Source organism: Chromatiales bacterium (genome assembly GCA_024234935.1).
Lineage (GTDB): Bacteria > Pseudomonadota > Gammaproteobacteria > Steroidobacterales.
Window position 1 is genome coordinate 183,166 of record JACKNI010000005.1, and the last position, 20,598, is coordinate 203,763.

Here is a 20,598-nt window from a genome sequence, read left to right on the forward strand (position 1 = left end):
GTTTGAATGTGGTGACTACCAGGGCTTTTGTCTATCTTGCGTCAGGGTCGCCGCGCCGGCGTGAGTTGCTCGCCCAGCTCGGTATCGCCTGCGAGGTTCTGCGCGTGGCGGTCGACGAAACGCCGCGCCCGGGCGAGGGCGCCGATGATCTGGTGTGCCGGCTGGCAGCGGCGAAGGCCCGCGCGGGACTCGAACTGCCGCGCACGCGCAATGCCCCGGTGGTGGCGGCTGACACGGCGGTGGCGCTCGGCACCGAGCTGTTCGGCAAACCAGTGGACGAAGCGGATGCAGTACGGATGCTCACCCGTCTCGGCGGTCGCACGCATGAGGTCTGGACCGCCGTCGCGATCGCCGATGCCGGGCGCGAGCGCGTCGAACTGAGCCGGAGCGAGGTGAGCTTTCGCGCGATCGACGCCAACGAGGCAGCCGCATACTGGCGCAGTGGCGAACCGGCCGACAAGGCGGGTGGCTACGGTATCCAGGGTCTGGGTGCGCTGTTCATATCCGCGCTGAAGGGCAGCTACTCGGGCGTCATGGGCCTGCCGCTGTTTGAAACGGCGCGGCTGCTCGAAACCTTCAGCGGCCCGCTGCTTGAGAGGACTGCTGACGGTGAGTGACGAGATCCTCATCAACGTGACGGCGCGCGAGGTCCGCGCGGCAGTGGTCGAGAATGGCGCGCTGCAGGAGATCTTCATCGAGCGCACGTCCCGTCGCGGGCTGACCGGCAACATCTACAAGGGCAAGGTGATGCGCGTGTTGCCCGGCATGCAGGCGGCGTTCATCGACATCGGCATGTCGCGCACCGGGTTTCTGCACGCTTCCGATATACAGCCGCCGAATGGTGCCGCCCCGGCGGCCAGCGAAGAACCGAACATCCGCCAGCTGCTGCGCGAGGGCGATACGATTCTGGTACAGGTGGCGAAAGACCAGCTGGGCAGCAAGGGTGCGCGTCTGACGACCTTCATTACCTTGCCCTCGCGTTATCTGGTGCTGCTGCCAAACGAGACCAGCCTGGGCGTGTCCGGACGCATTGAAGAAGAAAGCGAACGTGCGCGCCTGAAGGCGGTGATGACTGAAGTGCTCGCCGATTCCGGTACGACTTGCGGCTGCATCGTGCGCACGGCGGCCGAAGGGCTGGACAGCGAGTCGCTGCGCGCCGATCTCCTGTTCCTGCGCCGGCTGTGGGAGCTGGTTGCAACCCGAGCACAGCAGGCCAGTGTGCCGGCGCTGGTGCATGAGGACCTGCCGCTGGCAATGCGCGTGCTGCGCGACCGTGCCGGACCACAGACCGAGCACGTGCGTATCGATGCGCCGAAGGCCTGCGGGCAGCTGGTCGAGTTTGCCGGCACCTTCATGCCGGAGCTCGTACCGCGCATCGAACTCTATACCGGCCCGCGCCCGGTCTTCGACCTGTTCGGTGTCGAGGACGATATCCGCAAGGCGCTCGAGCGCAAGGTGGAGCTCAAGTCCGGCGGCTACCTGATCATCGACCAGACCGAGGCGCTGACCACCGTGGACGTCAACACGGGCGCCTATGTCGGTCATCGCAATCTGGAAGAGACCATTTTCCGCACCAATCTCGAAGCCTCGGTGACGATTGCGCGCCAGTTGCGGCTGCGCAATCTGGGCGGGATCATCATCATCGACTTCATCGACATGCTCGAGGCGGCCCATCGTCGCCAGGTCATGGATGCGCTCGTGGCCTCGCTGGCCGGTGACCACGGCCGCGCGCAGATCGCCAGCGAATCGCCGCTGGGCCTGGTGGCCATGACCCGCAAGCGCACGCGCGAAAGCCTGGAGCGGCTGATGTGCAAGCCATGTCCCACCTGCGATGGCCGCGGCCAGGTAAAGACCGCGGAAACGGTGTGCTACGAGATTTTTCGCGAGATCCTGCGCCAGCACGGCCAGTTCAATTTCAAGGAATACGTCGTACTGGCGCAGCCGGATGTGATCGAGCTGCTGCTGGATGAAGAGGCGGCCAGCATCGCCGAACTCGAGGAGCGCACCGGCAAGTCGATCCGTCTGCAGACAGAAGGCCTGTATGCGCCAGACCAGTTCGATGTGGTCCTCGTTTAGGCCGGTGCAGCCTTGAAGAAGCGCAGCACCATCAGTCGCTGGTCGGGTTGGCTGGCATCCATCGCCGCTGCCGGGCTCATCGTGCTCGCCGTCCTGGTCGGCATCGCGCGTCTGTTGCTGCCAATGGCGCCTGAATACCAGGACGACATACGACGTTTTGCCAACGAGGCTACGGGCTTCGATGTGCAGTTCGCGCAACTCAGCGCAAGCTGGCCCCTGCATGGTCCGGAGATCCGCTTTCTTGATGTGCACGTCCGTACGCGGGATGGCCGTCAGCCCGTGCTCGACGCTGCGGAACTCAGTGTGGGCATCAACCTGCTGCAACTGGTGACCGAGCGCCGTCTGCTGCCCGGGCGGGTCGCGGTACGTCAGGCCGATGTGCGTATCGAGCGTCTGCCGGACGGCAAGGTACTGGTCAACGCCGTTCCGCTCGAGGATCTGCTTCGGCAGCCTCGCAGCCGGGAACTGCCGCGCCTCGATCTGGAACTGCGCGACATCGGTGTGCTGCTGCACGATGCCGGGCGGCTGGTGCCGGACGCAAGCCTGATGACGAAGAAGCTCGATCTTCGGCTGGCTCCCGACAGCATCGGTTTCGACGGCGAGCTTGAGGGTCGCGACGAGCTGGGCCGGGGTTTCGAGTTTGCCGGAACACTGCCCGCCGCCATGTTGCCGGGTGCTGAACGGGATGAAGGCTCCCCGGCACCGGAGTGGTCCTTCAGTCTGGCAGCGACGGATGTCGAAGTCGGTCGCGCCCTGCGGCTGCTCACCAACCAGTGGGTGCCGCTCAAGTCCGGTCGCGGTCAGCTGGAGATCGAGCTGGCGATGAGCGGGCTGGTGCCGCGCCAGATGAACCTCGATCTGGAACTGGGTGAAACGCAGATCGAGAGTGCGCCCGGTGTCGAGGACACGGGCTATCGTCAGCTGGGACTGAGCGCGCGCTGGAAGCGTTCGGCGAGCGGCTGGCAGGCCAATGTGGACCGGCTGCTCGCACAGCGCGGCAAGAAGGCTTCGAAAGCCGGCAGCATGGAAATCAGTTACGCCTTGCGGTCCTCCGGTGCCGGCGAATACAAGGCGCGCGCCGAGGCCATACGCCTGGCCGATATCTGGCCGCTGTTTCGTTCCGTGGCCTCATCCGGTCTGCGCAACGGTCCGTTGCCGGAAAAACTGCTCGGCGAGGTGCAGGATTTCGAGCTCGGCGCCGAAGTCATCCCCGACAAGCCCGCCACCTGGCAGGCTCGCGCGACGCTGAAAGATATCGGCCTGGTCATGCCGGCGCCGGGCTGGGCGCTCGCCGGAGTCAGCGGCAGGCTGCAGGCCAACGAGCGCGGCGGACAGATCGATGTCGATGCCGGGGAGGGCCTGCTGCGTCTGCCCTGGCTGTTCCGTGTTGACCTGCACACCACACGTACCCAGGGCCTTTTCGCCTGGAAGTTCGCCCCGGCCGGATTGCAGCTGTACACGGATGAACTGCGCATCAGCAATGCCGAGATCGATACCCGTACGCGGCTGTCGGTCACGTTGCCACCGTCCGGTTCGCCCTACGTCGATGTCAAGGCGCGGGTCGTGGCCTCGTCGGCACCTGCGGTCGTCAATCATCTGCCGCTCGTGTTGTTCAGCAAACCACTGGTGAAGTGGCTCGACGAGTCGATCATCACCGGCCGGGTGCCAAAGGGCGAGCTGATCTGGCGGGGGCCCTTGCGCGCCTTTCCCTACGATGAGGGCGACGGGCAGTTCCGCGTCGAGTTCTCCGTTGAAGACGGCGTGCTGGATTACGCGCCCGGCTGGCCGCGACTGGAAAACCTGGCGACCACCGTGGTGATCGATCACAACAGTCTCAGCTCACAGGAAAATCTCGGCACCATTGCCGGTGTGCCCTTCCGTGATGCCCAGGTGCGGGTCGCCAATCTCATGCACAAGCCCGAGCTGCAGGTGGCGACTGCCGATGATATGCAGCTGGGGCAGGTGCTCGCTTTCCTGCGCGCGAGCCCGATTGCACAAACGCTGGGGCCGACGCTCAACAGCGTGAGTGGTCGCGGCAAGGTGACGACCGCCGTGCAACTCACCATGCCGATCGCCCGTCCCAGGGATTTCCATGTGACCGGAAGCTTTGCGGCCAGCGGCGCGAGCCTCGGCCTCAAGGGGGTCGCATACCGGTTCACGGATCTGAATGGCGTGATCCGGCTCGATGACACGCGTCTGTCGGCAGAGAAGCTGAGCGGGCGGTTTCTCAACGAGCCGGTCGCCATCACCCTGCGGCCGGCCGGCCCGGATGAGCCGGAGCTGAGCCACGTCGCGGAGCTGCGCGGTGCCACACCGGCAGACAAGCTGGCGGCTGCGTTTTCGCTGCCCTACGCCGAGCATCTCGATGGTTCGGTCAACTGGACAGCGCGAGCGCTGGTGCCGAAGGCAAAAGACCAGCAGCCGTTTCGCGTCGATATCGAGTCCGACCTGGCCGGACTGGTCAGTACGCTCGGTGCACCACTGCAGAAGACGGCGGACACCAGGGAGCCGCTGCAGATGGCGGTGCTTTTTCCGGAGCGCGGCCAGATCGACATCAGCGGAAGCATCAGGCGAGGCATCAGCTGGGCGCTGCGCTTTACTTCGTTGTCGGGTGCGCCATGGCGGCTTGAGCGGGGAAACCTGCACAGCGGCAGCCCGCTGGCCACGCTGCCCGGCGCACCGGGCGTCGAGGTTACGGGCAGTTTCCGAAGTCTGCGCTTCGAGGACTGGTTTGCGGGGGCGGAGAGCGGGACTGCCGGCGCGGCTGAGCCCGGAAGCAGCCCGATTCGCCAGATCCTCGTCGATGTCGATCGCTTGTCGATCTTCGGTCAGTTGTTCCGGGGTGCTTCCATCAAGGCAGCACATGCGGGCAAGCTCTGGACAGTCGGTGTCCGCAGCCGCGATGCCGAAGGCTTGATTACCGTACCCGATGTGCTGTCCGCTGATAAGCCGCTGAAGCTCGATATGCAGCGCCTCTGGCTGCAGGAGACGGATCCGGCCAGCGGCAAAGGCCGTACAGATCCGCGCAACCTGCCGCCGGTGCGCGCCGATGTTGCCGATTTTGCTCTCGGCGACATGAAGCTCGGCCACCTCAAGGCGGATCTTGCCCAGCGTGGCGATGGTGTGGTGGTCGAGCCACTCGGCATGCAGGCCGATCACTTCAGCATCAGTGGCAATGGCACCTGGGTGGTCGTGGGCGACGATGTCACACAGCAACGCAGCGAACTCCACCTGAAGCTGGAGTCGGGCAACATCAAACCGACGCTGGTCGCGTTCGGCTACGATCCGGTCATCGAGGGGGAGAAGGCAACCGTCGCGCTCGACCTGTTCTGGCCGGGCGGTCCCAGCGAGAATTTCCTGACCATTGCCGGCGGGCGTGTCGTGATCAGCCTCAGGAACGGGCAGATCCTGCCGGTTGATCCGGGTGGCGGCGGCCGCCTGGTCGGTTTGCTGAGTATCGCCACGCTGCCGCGACGACTGAGCCTCGATTTCTCGGACCTCACCGACAAGGGACTGTCCTTCGACCGGGTGAGCGGCGAGTTTCGCTTCGATAACGGCACGGCCTTTACCTGCAACATGGCGCTCGACGGTCCGGTAACCGATATGGGTATCCTCGGCCAGGTCAACTTTCCGAAACGGACCTACGACCAGGTCGCCGTCGTACGCCCGCATGTCACGGATGTCCTGGCGCTGGGCGCCGTCGCCGGCGGACCGGTGATCGGTGGTGCGGTGGTGCTGATCTCGCAGATCTTCCGCCGCTCGCTGAGTTCCTTTGGCGAGTCCTACTACCGGGTATCGGGCAGCTGGGACAAGCCGGATGTGCTGAAGGTGCAGCGTGACGAGGTCGATCTCAGGCCATTCAGTGACTGCGAACGCTATTACGCCGAGATGCTCCGGCAGCTGCCGCCGGAAGGCGAGCTGGGGAGGTAGCGCGGATGGAGGCCGAAGCCGTCGGTATGATCAGCGTGCTGCCATCGACGCTGCCCTCGATGAACCTGCTGCTGGTGTTCGGCATCCTGCTGGCCTTTGGCACGCTGGGCGGACTGCTGGCGGCTCGCATCCGCTGGTTGCCCACCATTACCGGCTTCATGACCCTGGGACTGATCATCGGTCCGACCGGGATCGGCATCCTGTCACAGGAAGCGCTGAACGGTGCCCGCGTGCTGGTGGATATCGCGCTCGGTCTCATCCTGTTTCAGCTGGGGGCGGCCCTGCACCCGTGGCTCGTACTGAAAAACCGCGCCCTCATCGTGACCAGCCTGGTGGAAAGCGGCCTGACTTTCATTGCGATCTTTGCCCTGGCGATCTGGATCGGCTCGCCGCCGGTGGTTGCCGTGCTTGCCGCTGCCATCTCTGTCTCCTCATCACCGGCAGTGCTGATGCATGTTGCGCATGAGCTGCACGCCAAGGGACCGACGGTCGATGCGGCCGAGTCCCTCGTCGCGATGAACAACGTGGTGGCCTTCGTGCTCTTTTCGCTGACCTTGCCCTTTGCGCTGGCTGATTCGGAGGTGTCGCTGCTGACCGCGATGCTGCTGCCGGTCTACCAGATGATCGGTGCCATTGCCGTCAGCATTGCGGCGGCCTGGGTGATCACGCGGATTGCCTTGCTGACCACCAGTGAGGAGACCCACTTCCGGTTTGCGCTGGTGGTCGGCGGCGTGATGCTCTCGCTCGGCCTGGCGCAGGCCTTGCAGGTTTCCAGCCTCTTCGCCGTCCTGACCCTGGGCATCGCCTGCCGCTGGCTGCAGGGCGAGTCGCGACTGACGCGGGTAGGGTTCGGCGGCGGCGGGGATGTGTTCTTCATCATCCTGTTCGTCTTTGCCGGCGCCAACCTGCATCTGCATGACATGGTGACCTATGCGCCGGTAGCGGCCGCCTGCGTGCTGGCCCGCACGCTGGCAAAAACCACGTCGATATATGGCTGCGGCCTGGTCTTCGGCTACAGCCACCGTCAATCCATCGCGGTGGGTTTGCTGCTGGTGCCGATGGCCGGGCTCGCGATCGGTCTCGCGCAGACCACCAGCAGCCTGATGCCTGAACTGGGCGCACAGGTTTCGGCACTGGTGCTGTCGGCAGTGGCCGTGTTCGAGACGCTCGGTCCGCCGGTGGCCGCACTGGCCCTGCGCATGTCGGGCGACGCCGGACGCGCGGCACCGGCACCCACACCAACACCGGAACCTAGTTCTGCTCCACCAGCGGTGGCAGCGGACAGTGCAACACCGCACAGATAGCGCGCAGCAGTTCCGCTTCCGTGCGCACGAGTTGGCCGTCATGCACGACCGTGATGCCCAGCGCTTCGACAAGCCGGGCCTTGTCGGCGGGCGGCAGTCCATCCAGGCAGCGCAGCGCCCGGTCGAGCGCACCGCTCCAGCCGGGGACGGGGCTGAATGGCGGAATCCTTGCCAGTCCCAGGTGCGCCATCCCGGCCGAGTAGGCCTGCTGTGCAATTTCCGGCTCCATGTGCCCGTGTGCTGCGAGGCTGGAGAACAGGATCTGCAATTCGGCGATGGTCACGGCGATGCTCGTCGTCCGTGCGGTGCGGCGGGGTTCGAGCGACTCGCTGATGTAGCTGCGGGCCAGGGTACAGACCGCATACTCGAAGACGCTGGTCATGCCATCCATGCGACACAGCTCGCCCAGGCAGTCGAGGACCCGGCGTCGCGCAGTCGCCGGCAACTGCCGCAGCACCGGTACGATCTCGCCCAGCAGGGCCAGATGCAGGCCGGTACGCAAGCCGGCGATTCTCGCGCTCTGCCCGAGGACCTGCGCTTCGAGTCCGGTACCGAAGCTGGCACGAATCTTCTGCAGCTGGTTGCTCCGCACGGCCGGTGCTGCGTCCAGCACCAGCGCAAAGAGCAGCGCGGTGGCCCGGCCGATATGGTCGCCGCCATCGCCGTCGAATTTGTCAGCCAGTGACTCGCGCAGCGTCGCCGCGTGCGCCACCTCGCGACCGCCGGGATTGCCGACCAGTCCCGGCAGTGCGGCGGGCTCCAGCGGCATGGACCGGTGCGCCGGGATCGTGCTGTCGTAAAAGGAGCGTGGCAGCCGGTCATTGCTGACCACATCGACGACGCCGAGCGGTTGCGGCTTCACCTCCAGTCGCAGATTGTCAAACGCCGCCGGATCGAAGGTCGGGTCGAGTGCCCGTATGCGTTCCAGCAGCGGCGGATGCGTGGCGAACCAGCGCGTCATGCCCGGCGCGAACAGCATGTGGGCGATTTCCTCGGCTTCGGGGTGGCGTATGCGTGACCCACGGACGCTGCCGATCTTCAGCAGCGCGTCGCGCAGCCCCGTGGTATCGCGCGTGAACTGCACCGCCGAGGCATCGGCCAGCAGTTCGCGCTGGCGGGAGACGGCTGCCTGGATCAGGCGACCGAAGAACACACCGACATAGCCGAGCGCCATCACCAGCACGCCGGCAAGGATGAGCAAGCCGCCACTGCCGCGCCGGTTGCCGCTTTGGCGCGGCGCATACCAGGACACGGTGCGTCCGGCGATGGCGATGACCAGCAGCCCGAAGAGCATGCCCATGATGCGGATGTTGAGCCGCATGTCGCCGTTGAGGATGTGACTGAACTCGTGCCCGATCACGCCCTGCAGTTCAGCACGGTTCAAGTTCTGCAGCGCGCCGCGGGTAACGGCGATGGCGGCATTGGCTGGCGTATGGCCCGCCGCAAAAGCATTGATGCCTTCTTCCTGCTCAAGCACATAGACCGCCGGCACCGGCACACCGGAGGCGATCGCCATTTCCTCGACCACATGCACCAGCCGCTGCTGCAGCGGATCACTGGTGTCGGCCTGTACCCGCAGTCCGCCCAGCGATCGCGCCACCGCACCGCCGCCGGCGGCCAGCGACATGGTCTTGTAGAGATTGGCAATGCCGATGATCGCCAGCACCAGGAGCGTCGTGGTCACGGCGGCCTGCGGATGACGAGCCAGCCAGAGCGTGTCAGCCACGACGGGCTGGCCGGCATCGAGCAGGGCAAACAGGCTGAGGACGACGAAGTTGACCGCGAGCACGATCGTCAGCACCGCTGCGATGAATATCGCGACAAGCCAGCGGCTGCGCTGGCGGGCTTCGGCCTGGCGGGCCCAGAAATTCATGTGCCTGGCAACGGTCGCACAGGTGCCATTCAGCTGAAGCTGATTTTCGGCACCTCGCGCGCGACCGAGTTCTCGATCTCGAGCAGTTTCATGGTCCTGAAGTCAAAAGTCGATGACACGAAGTTGTTGGGGAATACCTCACGCGCATTGTTGTAGGCCATTACCGCGTCGTTGTACGCCTGGCGCGCGAACGCGACCTTGTTCTCGGTCGTGGTCAGCTCTTCGGAGAGCTGCATCATGGTCTGGTTCGCCTTGAGGTCAGGGTAGGCTTCGGCCAGTGCGAACAGCCGGCCGAGTGCACTGCTGAGCTGGTTCTCGGCACCGGCGAGCGCCTCGATCGCTGCGCTGTTGGCCGGATCGGCCGCGGCGGTTTTCAGTCCGGACACTGCCGAGTTGCGCGCCTGGATGACGGCTTCCAGGGTATTGCGTTCGTGCGCCAGATAGCCCTTGGCGACCTCGACAAGATTCGGAATCAGGTCGTGACGGCGCGTGAGCTGTACGTCGATCTGCGCGAAGGCATTGCGCGCGCCATTGCGGACCGTTACCAGCCGGTTGTAGATACTGATCAGGTACAGCGCCAGCGCCGTGAACAGGACGATAACGATCAGACCCATGACTCTTCTCCCGGTGAACCCGCCAAGTGCAGAGTGCAGTATAAAGGCTGAATGAGTAACCCCTTGAGGAACTCCACCGCACTTTCCCTGCCGGGTTATGTGCTGATGGTGTGTGCGGCACTGGGCCTGCTCGCCCGGCATGCCCTGCTTGCCACCGGCATCGCGCTGACAGTGCAGTTCGTGGCGGTGGCGCTGATGATCTGGGCGCGCCTGACTTTCGGCCTGCGCAGTTTTCGTGCCGTCGCTGATCCGGGCGTTGGCCAGCTGGTGACGAGCGGCCCGTACCGGTTCCTGCGCCACCCGATCTATGCTGCCGTTCTGTATTTCATGGTCGCCGCCGCGGCCTCGCACAGCGATGCCGCCAACTGGTTGCTGGTGTCGACCGCTGTCGCCGGAATCGTCGTGCGTGTCATCGTTGAAGAGCGCCTGCTGACATCGCGCTATCCGGCCTATGCCGCATATATACTGCGGACCAGGCGCCTCATCCCGTTTGTCTGGTGATGCTGGCTGGCAGATTCAGGCAGGCGATGAACAACCAAGGCACCCCGCAGGACATTCTTCGTGCCGAAGCCAACGGCCGGCCGCAAGGCGGGGTATGGGCCGTTCGTGACTATCACACCACGCTGGAAAAGCGCGCGATTGCCGGCGCCGAAGTCACCCCCGGTTACTTCTACATGGTTGTCGCCGCAACGGTCATGGCCACGGCCGGGCTGCTGCTCGACAGTGCGGCCGCCGTGATCGGCGCCATGTGCGTCGCCCCGTTCATGGCCCCGTCCCGGGCCGTGTGCATCGGCGTGCTCTTTCGCAACTGGCCGGTGTTCCTCGGCGGATTTGCCAAGCAGCTGGTCGGACTCCTCGTGATCGGCGTCAGCGTCGCGGCGATCATCACCGTGATCCTGGACCGGAATGTCAGCGGTATCGCCATCACCCATGAAATCCTCATCAGGGCGATGCCGACCACGCGCGAGCTGGTGCTGAGCACGCTGATTGCGCTGTCGGCCGGCGCGGCGGCTTCACTGGCCCTGGTCGCGCAGCCCCGTATCGTGGAAACGCCGTGGGGACAGATCATCGACGCGATCATCGGCGTCGAGATTGCGATTTCCCTGGTGCCGCCCGCCGCTGTCATCGGCATCGGCCTCGCCCTGGGAACACCCGAGCACAGCCTCAACGCCCTGTACCTCTTGCTGCTGAATGTTCTTGCCCTGGACTTCATCGGCAGTGGTGCGATCCTGGTCCTGCGGGGCGTGCGCCTGCGGTACCTGGAGCTGGAGAAGAAGATTCGTGCGGCGGTCGTCGTGACGCTGGATGTGGTCCCCGGCTTCATCGCCTTCGGGAGCACGGTTCATGTCACTCTGCTCGGCGACCACGATGCGGAGATCGAGGTCATCCTGCGACGCCGGTTTGGCGGCAAGGTACCGGAGACGCTCGCCACGAGCATAGCCGAACGCATCGAGCAGGAGACCGGCTGCCGCAGCGATGTGACGGTGGAGGTGATTCCGCTGCTCACATACCGCGGGATCTCACGCTGAGTTCGTCGGCCAGGGCGTTCGAGCGTGCCGTACTTCCGGCGCCTGGCAGTTCCCTTCAATGCACCAGCGCAAACCAGACCGGCGTGGACTTGAAAGCCGGCGTCTTGCTGCGCGGATCAACGGCTGTACCTGTCAGTACGTTCGCTTCCGGGAAATAGGCCATGACGCTGCCGCGAGCGAGGTCGAAGGCACGCACAGTGAGGTTCTCCATCCGGCCGTGCGCGGAAACCAGCGTCGCGATGTCGCCATCTGCGAGCCCATGGGCAGCGAGGTCGGCGGGATGCAGCATTGCGGTCCATCGGTCCGCGTGATTCCTGTAGCTGTCCGTCCGTTCGTAGATGATGGTGTTGAACTGTCCCTCGCTGCGCACGGTGGTCAGGGTCAGCGTGGCATCGGACGGTGGCGGTACCGGCCGACAGACAAACCGGGCACGGCCATCAGCCGTGTTGAAGTGCGGTGCATGCAAGAGCCGGCCGCGAATATGAAACTCGCGCTTTGCCACATCGATGTCGGCCAAGTCCTCCATGCCCGGCACGATACGGGCGATGGTTTCGCGGAGTGTCCGGTGCTGGCGGAAAGCGCTGAATGCGATCGGCGTATCGGGCAGCAGTCGCTCGGCGAGTCGGGTCAATATGTCTACTTCGGGACGTACTGTGTCGAGACGGGTTATTCCGCCATCACTCAGTCGTACATAGTTGAACATTGATTCCTGCGTGGTCGGTTCCCACTCCTCATCCCGGGCTGTCACCGGCAGCACCAGTACTTCTCCGCTATCGCAGCCGGACACGTGGCCCCGATTGAGCGTGGTCGTCAGGAACAGCTTGAAGCCGATCCGGTCGAGCGCCTGCTCTGCCCAAGTCCGGTCGGGATTGGCCTCGTAGAGGTTGCCACCCATGATGACGGCCGCGTCGATTTCACCGCGGCTGGCCGCCTGCATGCCCGCCATCGTGTCATGGCCTGCGATGCCGGGCAGCGATACGCCAAACGCCTGTTCGATGCGCGTGAAGATCTCGGCAGAAAGCACCGGCTTGACGCCAATGGTGCCGATTCCCTGGACATTGCTGTGGCCGCGCAGTGGCAGCAGGCCGGCACCCGGTCGCCCGATCTGTCCGCGGAGCAGGGTCAGGTTGGCAATGTACTCGACGTTGTCGACCCCATGGAGGTGGTGCGTCATGCCCATGCCCCAGGCGAACACCGCATTGCCGGCCTTTGCGTAGAGTGCTGCGACCCGCTCGATGTCGGCTCTGGCGATGCCACAGCGCGCCTCGATCGCCGGCCAGGATTCGCTGCCGATATCCAGCAGAAAGTCCGCAAACCCCGCGGTGTAGCGGTTGATGAAATCCCGGTCCTCCGCTCCGGCGGCCAGCACAGCCTTGGCGATGCCCTTGAACAGGGCCACGTCTGATCCGATGCGCGGTTGCAGATAGTCCGAAGCGATCCAGTCGCCGCCCTTGAGCATCGATGTCGGACGCTTCGGCAGTGCGAAACGGACCAGTCCCGGCTCACGGGCGGGATTGATCATGATGACATCGCCACCCCTGGCCCGGCATTCCTGCAGCTTGTGAATGAAGCGCGGGTGATTTGAGGACGGGTTGGCGCCGATCACGAAAATGAGATCGCATTTCGACAGGTCGGCCAGTTCGACGGTCGAGGTCCCGGTGCCAATCGTCGTTTTCAGTCCGACACTCGTGGCCTGGTGGCAGTAATAGGAGCAGTTGTTGACATTGTTGGTGCCGAAAGCCCGTGCCAGCAGCTGGAATACGAAGCCTGCCTCATTGGATGAGCGCCCGGAGGAGTAGAAAAACGATCGCTGCGGATCTGTTGCCCGGAGGCGCTCCGCCGCCCGGTCCAGCGCCCATTCCCAGTCGACGATCCGGTACCGGTCCGCGCCCGCAGCCTTGTATATCGGGTTGCCAAGACGGCCGAGATGCTCCAGTTCGTAACCGTCGAGTTCCCGCAGTTCTGCCAGCGAATGGGTCAGCACCGACACAGGAATCGGCGGCTGGATATCGGTGGACTGCGCCTGGATGCTCTTGTTGCAGACGCTGGGATACTCGCCCAGCTCGTTGGTCATGCCGCCCAGTTGCCCGCCCATGCCAAGACCGCAGGCTTTGCAGGCGTTTTTCGAGTTGAGGGCTTTCGCCGTGCTGCGCAAGCCGGTCCGCGTTGCGGTCTTCAGCGCGTACAGTACTTTCTTCGGACCGCCGCCGATGGTCGGGCGGGTCATCGGTCCAGACGTTCGCGAACCGCGGGTTCCAGACTGCCCAGCCCCCATGTCTTGCCCAGTTCCACTGCGGCGTCACCGGACATGCCTTGCAAGGTAGCGGCGCGCAAGGCGATCAGGGCACCGACCCGGTTGCTCGACGTACAGTGGATCAAGGTCGGCGACTTGCCGGCGGACGCAAGCAGCGCGTCGAACGCCCGGACGTTTTCCGTGGTCAGGTCCTGTGCACCGTGTATCGGCAGGTTGTCGTAGCGCGATGCGGCCGAAAGACGCTGCTCAGCTACCCGGCAGCAGCGCCCGGCCCCAGGGTGTGAGCGCGAGTACACCGACGATGGCCAGCGTGTAAAAAATGGCGGCCTGCAGCGGCGAGTCCTTCTTGCGGGCTCGAAAGACCGCGATGTGTACCAGCACCGCGGCGATGATCATCACCAGGGAGTGCTCGGCAACGTAGAAACGTACGCCCGCGTCCTTCATGGCCGCGCCCATGTCCCTGAACGCGCTCGTGGTAATGGGGCTGAGCCAGGCATAGAGAAGCACGCCGACCAGCGCCTGGGTGTCGAAGGCGATGGTGATCAGGCGGCCAAGGTTGACCTGTTGCGGGGTCCAGCGCGCGCGAGAGAAGACGCCGGCCCAGGCCATCACCACTGCGATGATGCCGATGATGATGACGGCCCAGCGCAAGTAGCTGTGCAGGTTGAGCATGAAGTTATACAAGCGCAGTCCTCCTGTTTGAATCCGTTCTCCGACGCACCCCGGTCTGCTGCCGTTCAGCATGCGACTTCGACGTGTCAGCGGCGATCTGGCCTTGGTCTAGCTTCCCTGTTGCCGACTGACGCTGTCAAGGCGTCGATGGCCGGGCTTGCTCCGGTCATCGCACGTCCTGCAGCTCCATCGGTTGCCGGGTGCTATCTGGGCTGCGCGTCCAGGTACTTCTTGAACACCGTCCAGCTGGTTTCGTTGGGACGCGGATCGCCCAGGGGCGGTGGCGTGAGGTACTGCGGATAGCGCTCGCGAAGTATCGAGCGCAACGGTTCAGCGAGTTCATCCACGCTGGCGACGCGGCCGCCGATGGTGGAGGTGTAGATCTCGCCGACGCGACTGCCCATCTTCATCCACGGCAGGAAGGCTGAAATACGCGACCAGGCCAGCGGATTCTGTCTTACGGTGTCGCGTTTGGGGTCGAACAGGTCGTCGGTGTCATAGAAATTGCCGAACAGTTCGACGGCGTGATAGTTGCCGCCGATCCAGTCCTGGTACTGCCCGGCCAGCGGGTTGGCGTAGAACAGCGGGTACACGCTGCGTGCCATGGCGGTCTTGCCTGATATCTTGAGCTGCAGCTCGTAGGGTTTCCCGGACTCGTCCCGCGCGTATATCGGCGTGCGCATGTTCACCGGATCGTTGGCCACGTGCACGACTTCGAGTTCCTCGCCGGTCCAGGGATTCTTCCAGCGGTCGATGATCTTGCCGGTCGCCGGATCAAGATGAATCATCACTTCGCGCGAGAAACTCTGGAAGCCGTAGCCGCGCTTGCTGTCCGAAAAATTCTTGCAGTGGCGGATATTCATGCCCTGGATGTCGAACAGGTGCCGGTCCTTTTCGCCGGGGACGTGCGAGTACATCGCACCTTCCCACCAGTGAATGATGACCTTGCCCTCTTTGGTGGAGCAGGTCATCTTCTGCTGGATGCGTACGGCATCTTCGGGAACCTCAGGATCCAGCGGCCGGGCGATGGCGGTGCTGCAGAGGCTGATCGCCAGCAGGGCGACAGGGATCGGGAAGCGCATGTCAGGACTCCTTGCTTACATTTCGGGGCGGGCGAGCTGGCGCGGCGTCATCGCACAGTTGACCAGCATCCACTTCAGGTTCAGGCCGATGCGGTCGGCATCGGGATCGGTAAAGGCATAGCTGTGTTCCTTCTCGCTGCCGTCGGCGAAGCGCTCACTCACATAGAGCACGAGTGAATTCCGGTTGAAGTTGCCGTTTGCCTCGTTCAGTACATGCCAGTTGACGCGCAGCAGGCGCAGGCCGAGCTGGCGCTGGTCGGCGTCGCGCGTGGTAAACCAGTGCTCGCCGCCCTGGTCGTGCAGGCTGATGTCGTCGTAGCGCTGGAAGGGAATATCGCGCCCGCCGCCCACGCCTGGAACATCGGCATAACAGTGGAACTCGCGGCTGCGCTCGAGCCAGTAGGGATCACCGTTGCCACTGTCCAGCCAGAGTTCCCGTGCCGAGACCTGGATGCCGCCGCCGCCGGCAGCCTTGCCGGTGAAGCTCCCGGCCGAGCGCACGATGCGCAGGCTGCGCGCCGGGTCCACCTGCCAGGCGGCACCGTTGCGCAGTTCGAAGTCCGCATGGATGCCGACGGGATCATCGGCTGTTACGGTCAGCACCAGCCGCGCTTGCTGACCGCGCTCCTGCCAGCTGAATGCGCGGCCGGTTCCCTTGTAGTCCGCAGCAGGTGCGATACTGATTTCGAGTTTGCCGTGTCGTGCCGCCTCAGGCAGTTTCCGGCGCAGGTCGAAGTAGGCCTGGTTGGCGTTGCTGTAGTGGCCGGGAAGCATTTCGGCGAGTATCCGCAACTGCCGCTCCGCCGGCGTGGAGTCCATGCCCTGGGCGAACAGGGGTCCGGCGACCAGTATCAGTACGGCGATGGCAGTTGTCTGTGCGTTCAAGCTGCGGGACCCCGGTTGCGGCCCGGATTGCCGAGCATGGCTGATTCTAGCCAGTTTGTTTGCCACAGTGAGAGCTGTGAGCAGACTTTGACCAGCATCTTTGCGTATGATGCGGCCCGTGCCGGTAACCGCGGATGTTATGGAATGACACGACACCTGTCTGCAGCGCGAGCGATCACCACGATTGTCATGTCCCTGCTGCTCGGTGCAGCGATCGCCGCGCCGCCGTCGGCCCGCTCCGGCACCAGACCCGATGTGCGTTCGAGTACCGCACTGGTGGTCGATGCCAGGGACTCCTCGGTCCTGTTCGCCCAGCGTGACGACGCGGTCCGGCCCATCGCCTCGATCACCAAGTTGATGACTGCGCTCGTGGTGCTCGACGGCGGGCAATCGCTCGATGAAGTCATCACGATCAGCGCGGAGGACCGCAAGACCGAGCTCAGTTCCGCGTCACGCCTGGCCGCGGGCACGCGCCTGACCCGCGGCGAGTTGCTGCACCTTGCACTCATGTCATCCGAGAACCGGGCCGCCCAGGCGCTCGGGCGCAACTATCCGGGCGGCTTGCCCGTCTTCATAAAGGCGATGAATGCCAAGGCCGGCGCGCTTGGCATGACGAGTTCGAGATTCGCCGACCCGACCGGTTTGTCGAGCCGCAATGTGGCGAGTGCCCGGGACCTGGTCAAACTGGTCAAGGCCGCCTCCGACAATCCCTTGATCCGCCGCTATTCGACCGACGAACGCTATACGGTAAAGGCCGGCCGGCAGGCTCTTGAATACCGGAACACCAACGCGCTGGTCACGAAGCCTGACTGGAATATCGCCGTGCAGAAGACCGGCTACACGCAGGCCGCCGGTCAGTGCCTGGTCATGCACACGCGGATTGACGGCCGCTCGGTCGTCATCGTGCTGCTCAATTCCTTCGGCAAGTACACCCGCGTTGCCGATGCCCGCCGCATCCGCAAGTGGATGGAATCAGCGGCCCGCACCACGACCTGAGTCTGCGGCTCCCCGCAGCACCGATACCACCATCCCGAATACGAACAGCCCCAGCGCCGCCGCATTGAGCGCGCCGCCCATGCTGCGCATCTGCGCTTCAGCTGTGAGCGTTCCCGCCACGCGCAGCACCAGCGACAGGTGCAGCACGACCAGCGGCAGATAGAAGAGCGGGTGATAGGGCAGACGGACGCTGAGGATCGCCGGGAAGATGATCGGCGCATGGCCGAAGACCATCGCGAAGACGAAGCCGAGCAGGATCGCGTGCAGCCCTGCGCCGTAAGCGGCGCTGTTCGCCACGATGCCGCCGGCCGACAGCAGGATCAGCGCGCCGATGCAGAGCCAGACGTAACCGGAGAGCAGGCACACGGCGATGAAGCGTGTCAGCCCTTTCTGGCGCACCGTGTGGCGGGCGATGTCCTGTTTGAGCAGCCAGGCGGCGAGCGCGAGCAGCGTGGCCGGGAACAGCAGCCCGGCGCCCGGCAATGTGCTGAATGCGGCTGGCGTTCCGGTCAGCAGCAGCACGACGATCCCGGCAAAGACCTTTCTGGCGACCGGCGAGGGCGGCAGGAATCGCGACAGCTCCAGGCGTTCACCGGCGATGGTGAGGATCAGGAATGCCATCCACAGCGGCGCAACGGCGGGGATGGAAAATCCGGCCAGCCACAGCGCATTGCCGGCGGCCCAGCCTGCCGCACCGAGTACCAGCGTCAGGGTATGCAGCGCGCGCTGGCGCAGGTACACCGCCAGCGATCCGGCCAGCATGAACAGACTGCCGGCAAAGAGCAGTGCAGGTCCTGTCGTATCGCCGAGTCCGGCCAGCAGTGCGAGTCCACCCAGTCCGGCACACAGTGGTGCGCTGTAGGCCCAGCGTGCGCCGAGTGCCACGGCACGCTCGAGGCTGATGACCGTACCGAAGAAGGCACCGATCATCAGTGGTCCGTGATCGAGTACCGATGCGGTGCCGGGCAGTGGAGCCATCCAGCCGATGCGCAGCAGGCCGGCGGCCGCACCCCCGAACAGCGAGACCATGCCGAGAATCAACAGCGGCACCCGCCACAGGCGCGGCAGATCTGCGCTCATCGCCAGCCGAAATGCTCCCGCGCGTATTCGCTCATCATCGCCGGTTCCCAGGGCGGCTCCCAGACCAGATTCACGGTGACCTCGGTGCCGGCCGGCACCCCGGCCATGACCACATCGCGCACCTGGTCGGCGATCATCGAGCTCATCGGACAGGCTGGCGTGGTCATCGTGAGGTCGATCTCGATGCCTTCCGCTGCCACGCGGATGTCATAGATGAGGCCGAGGTCGACGATATTCATGCCGACCTCCGGGTCGATCACCCGGGTCAGCGCGTTGCGCAGGATGTCAGGGTCTGGCGGGGGTGTGCTTTGGTGTTGCATGCGATTTTCGGCGTCCGTGAAGCGTGACGATAACATGATCGCATTCGCCGCCGCTTGCCGTGCCGGCGTCCGGATATGGGTACAATCAGGCCTGAACATCAACCGGGAGTGACCGCAGTGGCAGACAAGGACATCGACAAGAAGAAAGTACTTGCAACCCTCGACCGGATCCTCGAGGCCGAACTGGCCGGCGTGGTCCGCTACACGCACTACTCGTTCATGATCTTCGGCTACAGCCGTATTCCGGTCATCTCGTGGTTTGAATCGCAGGCCAACGAGTCCCTGGCGCACGCGCGGCAGGTTGGCGAAATGATCACGCATCTGGGCGGCAAGCCTTCACTGGCCATCGGCAAGCTGCTGGACCGCCACGACTACGACATGAGCGAAATCCTGCGCAAGTGTCTCGAACACGAGCGCAGCGCACAGGCCCTGTACCGGAAGCTGCTCAGCCAGACCGAGGGCCGCTCGATCATGCTCGAAGAATATGCGCGCACGCAGATCGCCACCGAAGAACTGCATTCCGGCGAGATCGAAAAGATGCTGCGCCGGCCTGGCTGAGGAAAGCACGCCATCTCCGGACCCAAAGTCCGGAGGTGGCTCTTCAGGTCACCGGTCCAGCGGACTCCGCACCCCCTTCGCGCCTTTCCCCAGTACGTGGGTGTAGATCATCGTGGTCTTCACATCCGAATGACCGAGAAGCTCCTGCACCGTGCGGATGTCGTAGCCGTCTTCAAGCAGGTGGGTGGCGAAGCAATGGCGGAAAGTATGGCAGCTGGCTGGCTGCGACAGCCCTGCCTTCCTCACTGCTGATTGCACGGCACGCTGTACCGACTTGTCGTGGATGTGATGGCGCACCGGTTTGCCGTTCAGGAGGTCCGGGCACAAGGTCGCCGACGGAAACAGGTATTGCCAGCCCCACTGACAGGATGCCTCCGGGTACTTCCGGGCCAGCGCAGCCGGCAGCGACACGCCGGGCCTGCCTGCTCGCCGCTCGTTCTCGAACCAGGCGTGCAAGCGGGCGAGATGCCCACGCAGTACCGGCACCAGCTGGGCTGCGACCACCGTGATCCGGTCCTTGCCGCCTTTCCCGTCCCGGACCAGCACCTCGCCACGTTCCAGCGCCAGGTCTTTCACCCGGAGCCGCAGGGCCTCCGACAACCGCAGGCCACCGCCGTAAAGCAGGCCGGCGATCAGCCAATGGTTGCCCTGCAACTCCGCCATCACCCGCGCCACCTCGGCCCGCGTCAGGACTACCGGCAGATGCCGGGCGCGCGGTGCCCGCGTGACATTGGTCAGCCAGGGCAGTTCAATTCCCAGCACCCGCCGGTACAGGAACAAGATGGCCTGCAAGGCCTGGTTCTGGGTGGACGCCGAGACCTTGCGGACGACCGCGAGGTGTGTCAGAAAGGCCTCGACTTCCGGCGCCCCCATCTCCCGCGGATGGCGCCGATTGTGGAACAGGATAAAGCGATGCATCCAGTGCAGATACGTCTTCTCTGTCCGGTAGCTCATGTGCCGCGTACGGATCTGCTCCCGCGCCGTCGTCAGCAATCCCGCTTCGCGACCCATGCCGCCAAACTCTCCTGCGCCCGCCAGGCGCTTGAACGACACCGATCCGTCGCCGGACGAGTATCGTCAGGGAGTTATATTTTGTGCCACCAGACAAACCGACGATTTCGGGGTGATACGTCGCCCAATTTAATCCCCCCAATTAATAGTTAGATGTCGCTACGAGCAGGATTAATGACTCGGCTCCTTCTCCTCGGCGGGCTACTTCTCTTATTCAGCGGAAGTCGTGCTGGCAATCCAGCTGGCGCGGCACTGCCCGAAAATGAGGAAATTGCGGAAATTACTGGTCCCACCGCCATCGGCATCTTTCCGCCGACTACACAAGAAGAGCGGGATAACGACGACGGCGGCCTCAGCGAAGGCTACGCCCATCTTGCGTTTGCATTACAAGATGTCCAAGAGTGTCTCAAGCCG

The 20,598-nt window shown here is 64.4% G+C and carries 18 protein-coding genes; 8 read left to right on the plus strand and 10 right to left on the minus strand.

Annotated elements, in window-relative coordinates:
* Nucleotides 1–11 precede the first annotated feature (11 nt).
* Genes maf through H6979_11700 form a run of 4 tightly spaced genes read left to right on the plus strand, consistent with a single transcriptional unit; the run spans nt 12 to nt 7,310 of the window.
* Nucleotides 12–617 (plus strand): septum formation inhibitor Maf, encoded by a 606-nt coding sequence (maf, locus tag H6979_11685; GenBank protein MCP5140503.1) that lies wholly within the window; start codon nt 12–14, stop codon nt 615–617.
* On the plus strand, nt 610–2,076 hold the full coding sequence (rng, locus tag H6979_11690; protein MCP5140504.1) for a ribonuclease G: 1,467 nt from the start codon (nt 610–612) through the stop codon (nt 2,074–2,076). Before maf ends, rng begins: the two co-directional genes overlap by 8 nt.
* A gap of 12 nt (nt 2,077–2,088) precedes the next feature.
* On the plus strand, nt 2,089–6,006 hold the full coding sequence (locus H6979_11695) for a TIGR02099 family protein (GenBank protein MCP5140505.1): 3,918 nt from the start codon (nt 2,089–2,091) through the stop codon (nt 6,004–6,006).
* A gap of 5 nt (nt 6,007–6,011) precedes the next feature.
* Nucleotides 6,012–7,310, plus strand: a complete 1,299-nt coding sequence (locus H6979_11700; GenBank protein ID MCP5140506.1) for a cation:proton antiporter — start codon at nt 6,012–6,014, stop codon at nt 7,308–7,310.
* On the opposite strand, the gene H6979_11705 is transcribed toward H6979_11700, so the two are convergent.
* Entirely contained in the window at nt 7,258–9,183 is a 1,926-nt protein-coding gene (locus H6979_11705) for a M48 family metallopeptidase (GenBank protein ID MCP5140507.1), read from the minus strand. The two genes, H6979_11700 and H6979_11705, sit on opposite strands and share 53 nt — an antisense overlap.
* Before the next feature lie 29 nt (nt 9,184–9,212).
* Nucleotides 9,213–9,797: a LemA family protein gene (locus H6979_11710; GenBank protein MCP5140508.1), complete on the minus strand. Its 585-nt coding sequence runs from the start codon at nt 9,795–9,797 to the stop codon at nt 9,213–9,215.
* Between the two features lie 51 nt (nt 9,798–9,848).
* Here H6979_11710 and H6979_11715 point away from each other — a divergent pair, with 51 nt between their 5' ends.
* Nucleotides 9,849–10,298 carry a hypothetical protein gene (locus tag H6979_11715; GenBank protein MCP5140509.1) on the plus strand — a complete coding sequence of 150 codons (450 nt, stop codon included), beginning with the start codon at nt 9,849–9,851 and terminating at the stop codon, nt 10,296–10,298.
* Between the two features lie 26 nt (nt 10,299–10,324).
* Nucleotides 10,325–11,326 carry a DUF389 domain-containing protein gene (locus H6979_11720; protein MCP5140510.1) on the plus strand — a complete coding sequence of 334 codons (1,002 nt, stop codon included), beginning with the start codon at nt 10,325–10,327 and terminating at the stop codon, nt 11,324–11,326.
* A gap of 55 nt (nt 11,327–11,381) precedes the next feature.
* Here the strand turns inward: H6979_11720 and H6979_11725 are convergent, their stop codons facing one another.
* The 5 genes from H6979_11725 to H6979_11745 form a co-directional block, all read right to left on the minus strand.
* Nucleotides 11,382–13,553 (minus strand): FdhF/YdeP family oxidoreductase, encoded by a 2,172-nt coding sequence (locus tag H6979_11725; protein MCP5140511.1) that lies wholly within the window; start codon nt 13,551–13,553, stop codon nt 11,382–11,384.
* Nucleotides 13,550–13,876, minus strand: a complete 327-nt coding sequence (locus H6979_11730) for a hypothetical protein (GenBank protein ID MCP5140512.1) — start codon at nt 13,874–13,876, stop codon at nt 13,550–13,552. Before H6979_11730 ends, H6979_11725 begins: the two co-directional genes overlap by 4 nt.
* Nucleotides 13,827–14,264 carry a hypothetical protein gene (locus tag H6979_11735; protein ID MCP5140513.1) on the minus strand — a complete coding sequence of 146 codons (438 nt, stop codon included), beginning with the start codon at nt 14,262–14,264 and terminating at the stop codon, nt 13,827–13,829. Before H6979_11735 ends, H6979_11730 begins: the two co-directional genes overlap by 50 nt.
* Nucleotides 14,265–14,455: 191 nt before the next feature.
* Nucleotides 14,456–15,334 carry a DUF1838 family protein gene (locus tag H6979_11740; protein MCP5140514.1) on the minus strand — a complete coding sequence of 293 codons (879 nt, stop codon included), beginning with the start codon at nt 15,332–15,334 and terminating at the stop codon, nt 14,456–14,458.
* A gap of 15 nt (nt 15,335–15,349) precedes the next feature.
* Nucleotides 15,350–16,219, minus strand: coding sequence for a hypothetical protein (locus H6979_11745; protein MCP5140515.1), 870 nt, complete (start codon nt 16,217–16,219; stop codon nt 15,350–15,352).
* Nucleotides 16,220–16,408: 189 nt separating this feature from the next.
* On the opposite strand from H6979_11745, the gene pbpG reads away from it, so the two are divergent.
* Nucleotides 16,409–17,215 carry a D-alanyl-D-alanine endopeptidase gene (gene pbpG, locus H6979_11750; GenBank protein ID MCP5140516.1) on the plus strand — a complete coding sequence of 269 codons (807 nt, stop codon included), beginning with the start codon at nt 16,409–16,411 and terminating at the stop codon, nt 17,213–17,215.
* Here the strand turns inward: pbpG and H6979_11755 are convergent.
* Nucleotides 17,192–18,295 (minus strand): hypothetical protein, encoded by a 1,104-nt coding sequence (locus tag H6979_11755; GenBank protein ID MCP5140517.1) that lies wholly within the window; start codon nt 18,293–18,295, stop codon nt 17,192–17,194. The two genes, pbpG and H6979_11755, sit on opposite strands and share 24 nt — an antisense overlap.
* Nucleotides 18,292–18,615, minus strand: coding sequence for a metal-sulfur cluster assembly factor (locus H6979_11760; protein MCP5140518.1), 324 nt, complete (start codon nt 18,613–18,615; stop codon nt 18,292–18,294). Before H6979_11760 ends, H6979_11755 begins: the two co-directional genes overlap by 4 nt.
* Nucleotides 18,616–18,690: 75 nt before the next feature.
* Between H6979_11760 and H6979_11765 the strand changes: the two genes are divergently transcribed.
* Entirely contained in the window at nt 18,691–19,173 is a 483-nt protein-coding gene (locus H6979_11765) for a bacterioferritin (GenBank protein ID MCP5140519.1), read from the plus strand.
* Nucleotides 19,174–19,221: 48 nt separating this feature from the next.
* Here H6979_11765 and H6979_11770 read toward each other — a convergent pair whose 3' ends face one another.
* Nucleotides 19,222–20,184 carry an integron integrase gene (locus H6979_11770; GenBank protein ID MCP5140520.1) on the minus strand — a complete coding sequence of 321 codons (963 nt, stop codon included), beginning with the start codon at nt 20,182–20,184 and terminating at the stop codon, nt 19,222–19,224.
* Nucleotides 20,185–20,598: the final 414 nt, after the last annotated feature.